The organism is Paenibacillus sp. Marseille-P2973, from assembly GCF_018101095.1.
Taxonomy (GTDB): Bacteria; Bacillota; Bacilli; order Paenibacillales; family Paenibacillaceae; genus Fontibacillus; species Fontibacillus vini.
Map to the genome: position 1 here is coordinate 607,554 of NZ_JAGQEH010000002.1, position 10,561 is coordinate 618,114.

At 51.5% G+C, this 10,561-nt stretch carries 9 protein-coding genes and 1 pseudogene; all 10 read right to left on the reverse strand.

Annotated features, from left to right (window positions below; all coding sequences use genetic code 11):
• Positions 1-419: 419 nt before the first annotated feature.
• Positions 420-1,394, reverse strand: coding sequence for an IS3 family transposase (locus KB559_RS06385; protein WP_341047544.1), 975 nt, complete (start codon positions 1,392-1,394; stop codon positions 420-422).
• Entirely contained in the window at positions 1,349-1,669 is a 321-nt protein-coding gene (locus KB559_RS06390; RefSeq protein ID WP_211020868.1) for a transposase, read from the reverse strand. Before KB559_RS06390 ends, KB559_RS06385 begins: the two co-directional genes overlap by 46 nt.
• Before the next feature lie 322 nt (positions 1,670-1,991).
• Positions 1,992-3,086 (reverse strand): prephenate dehydrogenase, encoded by a 1,095-nt coding sequence (locus KB559_RS06395; RefSeq protein WP_211020869.1) that lies wholly within the window; start codon positions 3,084-3,086, stop codon positions 1,992-1,994.
• Positions 3,087-3,122: 36 nt separating this feature from the next.
• A complete protein-coding gene (gene hisC / locus KB559_RS06400; protein ID WP_211020870.1) occupies positions 3,123-4,220 on the reverse strand; it encodes a histidinol-phosphate transaminase in 1,098 nt (365 codons plus the stop codon).
• A gap of 49 nt (positions 4,221-4,269) precedes the next feature.
• Positions 4,270-5,097: a tryptophan synthase subunit alpha gene (gene trpA / locus KB559_RS06405; protein WP_211020871.1), complete on the reverse strand. Its 828-nt coding sequence runs from the start codon at positions 5,095-5,097 to the stop codon at positions 4,270-4,272.
• Entirely contained in the window at positions 5,094-6,302 is a 1,209-nt protein-coding gene (gene trpB, locus KB559_RS25085) for a tryptophan synthase subunit beta (protein WP_247681633.1), read from the reverse strand. Before trpB ends, trpA begins: the two co-directional genes overlap by 4 nt.
• A gap of 27 nt (positions 6,303-6,329) precedes the next feature.
• Positions 6,330-6,968 (reverse strand): annotated as a pseudogene (locus tag KB559_RS25090) (phosphoribosylanthranilate isomerase); the annotation flags it as partial.
• Positions 6,961-7,800 (reverse strand): indole-3-glycerol phosphate synthase TrpC, encoded by an 840-nt coding sequence (gene trpC, locus KB559_RS06415; protein WP_211020873.1) that lies wholly within the window; start codon positions 7,798-7,800, stop codon positions 6,961-6,963. The pseudogene KB559_RS25090 and the gene trpC, both read right to left, overlap by 8 nt.
• Positions 7,790-8,830: an anthranilate phosphoribosyltransferase gene (gene trpD / locus KB559_RS06420; RefSeq protein ID WP_211020874.1), complete on the reverse strand. Its 1,041-nt coding sequence runs from the start codon at positions 8,828-8,830 to the stop codon at positions 7,790-7,792. The genes trpC and trpD overlap by 11 nt, the downstream gene beginning before the upstream one ends.
• A 17-nt stretch (positions 8,831-8,847) precedes the next feature.
• Positions 8,848-10,410 (reverse strand): anthranilate synthase component I, encoded by a 1,563-nt coding sequence (trpE, locus tag KB559_RS06425; RefSeq protein WP_211020875.1) that lies wholly within the window; start codon positions 10,408-10,410, stop codon positions 8,848-8,850.
• Positions 10,411-10,561 lie beyond the last annotated feature (151 nt).

The window sequence follows — 10,561 nt, forward strand, 5'->3', positions numbered from 1 at the left end:
CAGCTCAAAAATTCGTCTTCCGTCTATTGTAAATCATTCTACACTGACATTCTAATTTCACAGCAATAGATATAGATTCGCCTTCTGATTAGATTTTTCCGATAGAAATGATCCGTAACGCCTCGCTCCATCGGTTTGTTTGGATTTGTTCCAATGAAAGTGACCCTATCGCTTCCATCTGGCGTTTTGATTGGATATTTCCAATGAATATGACCCTATTCGCTTCGATCTGGCGTTTTGATTGGATATTTCCAATGAACCATCAAGCAACAGCTCCTATACAGCCCTTTTGATCTATTCATATTGGAAATTTCCAATTAAACTCCAAACATCCGTACAAAACCGGCTAGGCCCCTTAAATCCGGAGTCTTACCCACCAAAAATGGCTCGTTCGCATAATAGCTCACTATTTCAAACAATTACATCGCTTTATGAAATTCAGACGTATCCTCCTGCGTTTTAACCCAAACAGAAAATACCGCAGGAGGCATTCTTTTTAAACTGCCATGCATTTTTCTGTTGTTGTAAAAGTCCATGTAACCATCTAAAGCCTCGTAAGCTTCCTCAAAAGTCATGAAGTCTCTTAGACTGAATAAATGTCGCTCAAGTACACTGTGGAAGGATTCAATGTAAGCATTCATGTTTGGTGTGCGTGGCGGTATTCTTTCATGAATGAGTTCCAGACTCTCGCACATATCCCCAAATAATTTACTTACAAATTGCGGCCCGTTATCTGTGCGAATTACAGGCATGGGTTCTCCTGGCTGTATGCGCTTCTGCAATGCATGACAAAGCGTCTGCACGGCATGTTTTGCCTCACACACAGGACCCCTATATTGACCAACCACGACACGATCAAATACATCAATAATGCTAAGTACAAAAAAGAACCGTTCGCGTCCGATTACATAACCATACTTAATATCCATTTGCCACAATTGATTCGATCCTGTGACCACCCGATTTTTCGGTAATCTCCGTGGATGGGCCGGCTTACGTTGGCGTGCTTTTTGTAGGATCCCTAGTTCCTTGCATAAGCGATGGGATTTCTTTTTATTCAGCCTTACGTTATATCGGTCACGGATGCAATGTCCAAGAAATTTGTAGCCATAAACATGCTCCTCACCCTCAATAAGCTCAAGAAGCCAACTGTTAATTTGGTCGTCACTTACTTGTTCTCCGTTAAAAGTATATGAGTATCCGGGCGCTGGACGTCCACTATGTCTTGCTCTGGAACGTCTTTCCGGGTCACTCATCCGCTTTTTACGATCGTAATAGGTGGATTCCGAGAGTCCCATGATCCGCAGAACGACTGCTGCTGCTTCTCCCCGCTTAATAAATTGCTCTGCTATTTCGAATTTTTCGGATAAGCGGGGTTCTGCTTTTTTAATAATTCACGAAGTATCTCTATTTCGAGTTCCTTCTCCCCGAGCACTTTAACCGCCTTTTCATAGCGTTGCTCAACATCTTGCAGTCGCCGTAGTTCTTGCAAATGCTCATCTGTTGCAGGGATTTCTTCTGTTGGAATTGAATCACGATACTCTTTAACCCACAAACGAATGGTTTCAGGATGCAAATCATACATGCGGGCCAACACCCCCACCTTAATTCCAGACAATGCTTCTTTAACGATTTGAATTTTGATTTCTTCTTTCCGCTTTTTCCCCATACTGGATCCTCTCCCTTACTTCTAGTATAAATTTTTTGGGTAGGAGGACTCCAGTTTTATTAGGGGGCCTAAGAGATACCTCTTATCTCATTGGATATATCCAATAAGTTGTTCAACAGTCGCATTACAAATAGCTTCAGAAGACAAAAAAAAACCGCTTCGCAAGAAGCGGTCTTTGCTCAGTACCGAGCAAAAGATATTGGATAGGAGTGGAGAGAAACCATACTGTACTTTTATTATATGTATACGTTTTCATTCTGTCAACACTTTTTTATAAGCGTTTACATTTTGCGAAATACAGGGCTTTTACAGCCCTGCACAACTATACATATACGGAATATCCTAAGGAATCCAAATGCTCTTTAGCCCGCTCCATATCAGCTTCCTGACGGAACGAAAGACGCATTACACCGGGAACGTCCTCCCGGCTTTCAATGATTTGCATATTGCTCAAGTTGATGTGGCGAACGCCAAGCTCTGTGGCGATCTGTCCGATGATCCCCGGCGTATCCGGTACATCGATATACAGATCGAACAAGGAAGTGATCGCACCCTTTCTCCGTTCAGGCAGCTCGCCGCGGAACAGGTTGGCTTTTTCAAACGCTTGCCTGATTCCCTCGCCGTCTTGTCCCTCCAGAAGTCCGATAAAACTGCCGATCTCATCATTCCAATCCCTAAGCAGAGACAATAGCACGTCTCTATTGCTGAGCAGGATATCCCTCCAGATCAGCGGGTCGCTTGATGCGATACGCGTAATGTCGCGGAATCCGCCTGCAGCCAGCGTACGATACAAACCGTTGGTACCGTTGTAATCGCACACCTGGTTGACCAGCGCCACCGCAATGATATGCGGCAAATGGCTGATTGCACCGACGATTTGGTCGTGCATCACCGGATCGACCCGGACGATTTGGGCTCTCGTGTACGCGAGCAGTTGCTCCAAACGCGAATAAGCCTCTTCCGGTACGTCGGGTGACGGTGTCAGCACATAATAGGCGTTCTCAAACAGCAATGTGGATGCCGCATCCACGCCCGAACGCTCCGACCCCGCCATCGGGTGGCCCCCGATGAAATGAATATCCGGTTTGGATAGTCTGCGGGCGCATTCCGCGACCGAAGCTTTCGTGCTGCCAACATCCGTGATTATGCAGCCCGGTTTTAGCGGAAGCGAGTAAAGCTTCTCCAGATATTCTTCCAGATTCCCGACCGGCACGCACAAAAAAATAAAGTCGGCGTCCGCCGCTGCCTCTTCCATGGAAAGAGTGGCGGCATCCACGACCCCGCGCTCAATCATCCGGTTCAAGGAGCCCGGACGGTGGCTATGCCCGATCACCGTGATCCCCGGCTTGCCTTTAAGGCAAAGCGCCAGGGATCCGCCGATCAGGCCTACTCCGAAAACAGCTACTTTAATTGTCATATTGTTCACTCGATTTCTGTTTAGTAAAATGGCAAATTAGACGCGTGCCCCTTGCCCGGACAGCACTTGCTCCAGAGCAGCGATAAACTTGGCGTTTTGTTCCGCAGAACCCACCGTAACACGGATATGATTCGGATACTTTCCGAATCCCGACCGAACGATGATGCCCAGCTTGAGCAGGGACTGGAACATCTCTACGGCCGGAGATTTGACATCGACCATAATGAAATTGCCGTGTGCCGGAAAATAGGACAGCTGCATCCGATCAAATTGTTTATACAAATATTCGATGCCCTCACGGTTTTTCTCCCGGCATTCGGATACAAATGCATGATCGGTTACCGACGCCTTGGCGGCAACCTGGCCGATCCGCGACGTATTGAACGGCTCGCGCACCTGATTGATCAGCTTGATAACGTTCGGTTGACCAACCCCGTATCCGATCCGTAAGGAAGCCAAACCGTAAATTTTCGAAAAAGTCCGCAGAACAATCAGATTAGGGTATTGGGACAGCAGCTTGATGCCGTTCGAATAATCCGGATCCGTAACATACTCCGCGTAAGCTTCATCCAGAACGACCAGCACATTGGCCGGCACCTGATCCAGAAAAGAAATCAATTCGGCATTCGAAACAATCGTTCCCGTAGGGTTGTTCGGATTGCAGATCCAGACCGCCTTTGTCTTCTCCCCGATCTCTCCCAGCATCGCCTGGAGATCATGAGTTCCATTCTGAAGCGGCACCTCGATGCTGACAGCACCTTCGATATCGGCATTGCTTTTGTATACCGAGAATGTCGAATCCGCCATGATGGTTTCATCCCCCGGCAAAAAGAACGCACGAGTAATCAACGCGATAATTTCATCGGAGCCGCAGCCGAAAATAATCTGATCCCGGTTCACGCCATGATGACCCGCCAATACTTCGGTCAATTCAGCGGCGCTGCCGTCCGGATAAAGGCTGAGATTGCTGAGTTCAGTTTCTATCGCCGCACGGGCTTTAGGAGAGCAGCCGTAAGGGTTCTCGTTGGAGGCTAACTTAATAACTTCTTCGAGTCCAAGCTCGCGCTTGACCTCTTCGATCGGTTTCCCCGGCTGATAGACCGGCAAATTGACGATTTGGGGTTTGGGCAACATGTGTATTTCCTCCCTCATTCCAAGTAACCGGGCAAATAGCCCGGTTTGGTTAATTTTTTATCTTTAATTGTGCCACAAAGTCACGAATTTGCAACAACCCTTGTTCCTTCGTTGCTTCGTTTTCCAGCAATGGCAGGCTTTCTTCGATCTTGCGTACAATCGCGCTGCCGACGACAACACCGTCGCAAATTTTCGCGAACCGTTCCGCCTGCTCTCTATTCGAGATTCCGAAACCGACGGCCACAGGCAATTTAGTCTGCGCTCTCACCGATTGAATAAACTCATCCACATTCTGGTGAAAAGCGCTCCGCTCCCCGGTTACCCCCAAGGAGGAGACGCAATAGACAAATCCTCTGGCACGGGAAAGGATCATCGAAATTCTGCTGCTTGACGTAGGCGCTACCAGCGGAACGAGCAGGATATTAGCCTGGTCGGCCAGTCTCAGAACCTCTTCCGACTCTTCGAACGGAAGATCCGGGATAATGAGACCGCTGATGCCCGCTTCCTGCAGCAGACCGAAGAACCGGTCCAATCCGGTTTGCAATACCGGATTGTAGTAAGTGAACAATACGAACGGCATGTTCACGCCGCGTTCTCTGGCTTTTCGAGCCGTATCGATGCACGACTCAATGGTAATCTGGCGTACCAGCGCCCGCTCCGAGGCCCGCTGGATGACCGGGCCATCAGCTAAAGGATCAGAGTAAGGAACGCCGAGTTCCAGAACATCCGCTCCGGCGCGCTCCAGCTCTACGATAATATCGACGGTTGTTTCCGGATCAGGATCTCCGACAGAAATAAACGGGATCAGGGCGGTTTCACCCTTAGCCTTCAGGTCGGAAAATGTCTTCTCCATCAAGTTCACAGCAGCTCCGTTCATAGCTCAGCGCCTCCTTCGGTATAAGCCATAATCGACTCCACGTCTTTATCGCCGCGTCCGGACAAGCAAATGACGATCAGTTTATCCCTTCCCATCTCCGGTGCGAGCTTGACGGCCTGAGCAACGGCATGCGCAGATTCCAGCGCAGGTATAATGCCTTCCTGACGGCTGAGCAGCTGCAAAGCATCCAGCGCCTCCCGGTCTGTAATCGGATAATACCGGGCCCGCTCTATGTCTTTCAAATAAGAGTGCTCCGGTCCGATTCCGGGGTAGTCCAGACCCGCCGAAATCGAATGAGCCGGCTGAACCTGCCCGTGGGCATCCTGAAGCAAATAGCTCATGGAGCCTTGGAATACGCCTTTGGTTCCCTTGGTCATCGTCGCGGCGTGATATTCCGTTTCCACACCTCTACCGGCGGCTTCCACACCGACCAAACGAACGTCGGTATCCTCCACGAACGGATAAAACATGCCGATCGCGTTGCTGCCTCCCCCGACCGCGGCAATCAGCATATCCGGCAGACGACCTTCCGCCTCCAGGATTTGCCGGCGCGTCTCGTCGCCGATAATCCGCTGGAAATTGCGGACCATCATCGGATAAGGATGGGGTCCGGTCGCCGAGCCAAGAATGTAGAACGTGTCGTGCACATTGCTCACCCAGTAGCGAAGCGCCTCGTTACAAGCATCCTTTAACGTACGGGTTCCCGATAGCACAGGAACGACCTCGGCGCCCAGCAGCTTCATACGGAATACGTTGAGTTGCTGGCGTTTCGTATCCTCTTCGCCCATGAACACTTTGCATTCCAGTCCGAGCAAAGCCGCCACAGTCGCCGTAGCCACGCCATGCTGGCCAGCTCCCGTCTCGGCAATCACCTTGCGTTTGCCCATCCGCTTGGCTAGAATCCCTTGACCGATCGCATTATTGATTTTATGAGCCCCGGTGTGATTCAAATCTTCGCGTTTGAGATATATTTTCGCGCCGCCCAGATGTTCAGTCAGACGCTCCGCGTAATACAACGGGGTCTCACGTCCGGAATATTGCTTCAGCAAATAATCGATTTCCGCCTGAAATTCGGGATCATCTTGAAATTTACGGTACGATTCCTCAAGCTCGATCAAAGCGTTCATTAGCGTTTCCGGCACATAACGTCCTCCGAAAGGTCCAAAACGGCCATGTTCGTCGGGTACCTGTTTATTCAGCGTCATGTTCCCCTTCACCCTCTCCACAAATGCTGTTATCTTAGTCAGATCTTTGATTCCGTCAGTTTCTACGCCGCTGGACACGTCTACGCCGTCAGGAGACATGACCTCAAGCAGTTCACCCACATTGCCCGGATGCAGTCCGCCTGCGGCCAAAAAAGGGATTCCCCGCTCTTTGGCCCACAATCGGTAAGGCTCGGCCTGTTCCCAGGCAAAAGCTACTCCCGAACCTCCTCCGTAATGAGGATCATATGTGTCGAGCAGCAGCCCGTCGATGACGTCTTCATAGTCTTCAACGGGCTGTCCCCCATGCAGCGTTCCGTCCGGCTTCACCGAGAGAACCTTGAATGCTTTAACTCCGAGTTGTTCCCTGACTTCCCGGCAAAACTCCGGACTTTCCGTGCCGTGCAGCTGTACGATGTCCAGTGGTGTCAAAGACAGAATCGCCTCAAGCTCTTCCATGGAAGGATTCACGAACACGCCGACGCTTTCCGGGATTTTGCCGCTTTGCCAAGTCCCCAGCACGGCAGCCAGTTCGGCAGCCTGATTCCCGCTGACCTGGCGCTTGCTTCTGGCAAAAACGAATCCGATGTAATCAATCGGCAAGTTTATCATAGATTTTAGCACTTCAACGCTTTGAAGTCCACAAATTTTTACGCTTGGTTTACCCATTCCGAGACAAACTCCCTTCGGGACCCCGAGTCCCTGAACCGTTCGTTATCGGCCCCAGCAACTCGTAAATCCCCTCTTCCACCCGCTCTTTACGCATAAACGTTTCTCCGATAAGTACGCCTTTCGCTTTTGCTTGTATCAGATATTCAATATCTTCCCTGGATTGTATCCCGCTCTCACTGATCAGAGTTACGTCAGACGGAACCAGTTCCGCAAGAGAAGATGTTGTCTCGAGCGAAGTCTCGAACGTCCGCAGATTCCGATTGTTAATCCCGATCAACTTGGCAGTGCCAAGACCGAGCGCACGCTCCAACTCCTCGCGGTCATGGACTTCCAAGAGAACATCCAGCCCGATCGCCATTGCGGTCTGTATATAACTTTGCAACTGGGCATCGGATAAAATTGCCGCAATAAGCAGCACCGCATCCGCACCCATCATCCGCGCCTCATATACTTGTCGCTCGTCAATGATGAAGTCTTTGCGGAGCAATGGGACATCGACGGCTTCGCGAATCGCGGACAAATACGCCGGACTTCCCTGGAAGTAGAGTTCATCCGTCAGCACCGAGATGCAATCCGTGCCGGCCTCGGCATAGCTTTCGGCAATCCGAACCGGATGAAAATCCGGTCGGATCAGACCTTTGGAAGGCGAGGCTTTCTTCACCTCGGCAATCAAGCCTAACTCGCGCTTGCGTCCTTCCGTCAACGCGCGGTAAAATCCGCGCGTCGGCTCCATGGCTGATATTTTCCGCTCCACCTCGGCGAGATTGAAGCTCGAACCCAGGCGTGCGACCTCTTGTTTTTTCGTCTCTACAATCCGATCAAGATACATAGCTCAGTTCCCCCGTTGTTTGAATAAGCTGTTCCAATTTACTGTACGCCTTGCCGGAATCAATCGATTCCGCAGCGATAACGACCCCTTCACGGATGCTGTCCGCAAGCCCCGATACATAAATGCAGGCACCCGCATTAGCAAGCACTACATCGCGGTAAGCCCCCTGCTCTCCCTGAAGCACCCGCCGGATAATGTCGGCATTCGTCCCCGGGTCTCCGCCCATCATCTCCGTTAGGTGATACGTTCTGAGTCCCAGCTGTTCCGGCGTCAGCTCATAGGTCACAACTTCCCCGTTCTTCAGCTCCGACACCCGGGTGGACGACGAGATGCTGATCTCATCAAGTCCTTCCGCACTTGTGACGACTAACGCCCGTTTGGAGCCCAGCTCGCGCAATACTCTAGCGATCGTTTCCGTCTTGTTCCGATCGTAAATGCCCAGCACTTGACGATCCGCTCCGGCCGGGTTCGTAAGCGGCCCCAGCATGTTGAACACCGTTCTTACTCCGAGTTCTTTGCGGGGGGCAGCCGCATGACGCATCGAGGGATGATAAAGCTGAGCAAACAGGAAACAGATACCGATGTCATCCAGACAACGTTTAGCCTGCTCGGCACTCAACTGGATGTTCACGCCCAGCGATTCAAGCACATCGGCGCTACCCGCGCGTCCGGATGCCGATCGGTTCCCGTGCTTTGCCACCCGAACGGAAACCGAGGCGGCCACGATGGCCGAGGTCGTCGATATATTGAACTTGTGAATGCCAGAGCCTCCCGTTCCGCAAGTATCCAGAAGCTGCCGGGTTTCCGTGTTCAAGCGGCTGGCATGCATCCGCATGGCCTCCGCGAAACCTGTAATTTCCTCCACGGTTTCCCCCTTGATCCGCAGCGCGGTCAGTAATCCGCCGATCTGCGCGGGCGTCGATTCCCCGCTCATGATCGCTTCCATAATACCGCGCGCCTCCTGCCGGTTCAAACTTTGCCCTTCAATCAGCCGACCCAACCCGTTTTGTACCGTTTCCTGTCCGTTCATCGTCCTTCTCCTCTCTTTTATCCTCTCGGGGTATATTCGTAAAGATAGTCTTGATTAATTATGGCGTCGGCTTTCGGCTGCGGCGGAAACATCATCTCCGCCGTACGGATTGCGGTAAGCAGCGCCTTCGCCTTGTTGACCGATTCCTGGTATTCGTTCTCGGGTACAGAGTCCCACACAATGCCGCCCCCCGCCTGGACATAGGCTTTACCATTCTTAAAGACGATGGTACGGATCGTAATGCAGGAGTCCATGTTGCCGGAAAATCCGAGATAACCGATGGCCCCGGCGTAAGTACCGCGGGCTTCGTTTTCGAGCTCGGCGATGATTTCCATCGCCCGCAGCTTCGGAGCTCCCGACACGGTTCCCGCCGGTAGACAGGACAGGAAAGCGTCGAAGAAATCCTTGTCGTCCGCAAGTTTGCCGGATACTTTTGAAACCATATGCATGACATGCGAGTAACGCTCGATTTCCATGTAAGACTCGCATTTTACCGATCCGAATTCCGAAACCCGCCCTAGGTCGTTCCGGCCCAGGTCCACTAGCATGAGGTGCTCGGCACGCTCTTTTTCATCCTTCAGCAGCTCGGCTTCCAGTGCCGCATCCTCCAGCTCTGTCGCTCCCCGCGGCCGAGTTCCCGCGATCGGACGGGTCTCCACCCGATCTCCTTCCACCTTGACAAGCGCTTCGGGCGACGTGCCGACTATGATTTCATCGTCCATTTTGAGGTAGTACATATACGGTGACGGGTTCATCGTCCGCAGTACCCGATAGACGTGCAGCGGGTCTACCTCGGTCTCGATATGAAAGCGCTGGGATAGTACAACTTGAAAAATATCTCCGGCGCGAATGTATTCTTTGCCTTTTTCCACGTTGGCGATAAACTGTTCTTTCGTCAGGTTCGACCGGACATCCCCGAGCCCAACCTCCGTCGGCAGCGGCCGCCGGTTAAAGCTCTCACCCGGCCCTTCCTGCTGCAGCAGATTTGCCGCTTCATCCAGCTTCAGCTCTGCTTCCGCATAAGCTCTGCGGATATCTTCATCCCGGTCGCCATCCTTGATATGAACATTTGAAACCAACAGGATCCGCTGCTTGACGTGGTCGAATACGATGACTTGATCGCAGAACATAAATTGCATATCCTGCATCCCCAGATCGTCGACCCGATGGGCTGGCAGCTTCTCGTAATACTGCAGCAAATCATATCCGAAAAAGCCGATTGCACCTCCCGTAAACGGCGGCATTTCCGGAAGCTCAGGACTGCGGTAGCCTCTCAGGATCGCCTTTAAATCGTCTACAGGCCGGGCAGAGACGAATGCCTCTTTCACGCCCTTGCGCTCCATGACAACCTCGCCCTTCTTCGCCGTCATCATCAGGAACGGATCCGTGCCGATAAAGGAGTAACGTGCCCATTGCACGCCACCTTCCACGCTCTCCAGCAAAAATGCCCGGTCCCGCTGGGCAATTCTGCGGAAGATGCGGATCGGAGTTTCCATATCGGCGAGCAGCGTCCGGACGATCGGAATCAGGTTATAGTCCTTGGCCATCGCAATGACCTGTTCTACTTGCGGGGTTGTCATAATAGCTCACTTCCTTTTCGTTGGTTATATATAACAAAAAAACCTCTACCGAAGTAGAGGTTGGCTTATTTTGCAGTAAGTTATATTAGCGATATCCCCGTGCAGTGAAATGCAGCAACATAGCATTACAATCCAGGAACGGATAAACCTG

What these genes read in the sequence shown, in the direction of transcription:
- KB559_RS06390 (WP_211020868.1), bottom strand. Translation starts at nt 1,669, where the DNA reads ATGGGGAAAAAGCGGAAAGAAGAAATCAAAATTCAAATCGTTAAAGAA.
- KB559_RS06395 (WP_211020869.1), bottom strand. Translation starts at nt 3,086, where the DNA reads ATGACAATTAAAGTAGCTGTTTTCGGAGTAGGCCTGATCGGCGGATCC.
- hisC (WP_211020870.1), bottom strand. Translation starts at nt 4,220, where the DNA reads ATGTTGCCCAAACCCCAAATCGTCAATTTGCCGGTCTATCAGCCGGGG.
- trpA (WP_211020871.1), bottom strand. Translation starts at nt 5,097, where the DNA reads ATGAACGGAGCTGCTGTGAACTTGATGGAGAAGACATTTTCCGACCTG.
- trpB (WP_247681633.1), bottom strand. Translation starts at nt 6,302, where the DNA reads ATGACGCTGAATAAACAGGTACCCGACGAACATGGCCGTTTTGGACCT.
- trpC (WP_211020873.1), bottom strand. Translation starts at nt 7,800, where the DNA reads ATGTATCTTGATCGGATTGTAGAGACGAAAAAACAAGAGGTCGCACGC.
- trpD (WP_211020874.1), bottom strand. Translation starts at nt 8,830, where the DNA reads ATGAACGGACAGGAAACGGTACAAAACGGGTTGGGTCGGCTGATTGAA.
- trpE (WP_211020875.1), bottom strand. Translation starts at nt 10,410, where the DNA reads ATGACAACCCCGCAAGTAGAACAGGTCATTGCGATGGCCAAGGACTAT.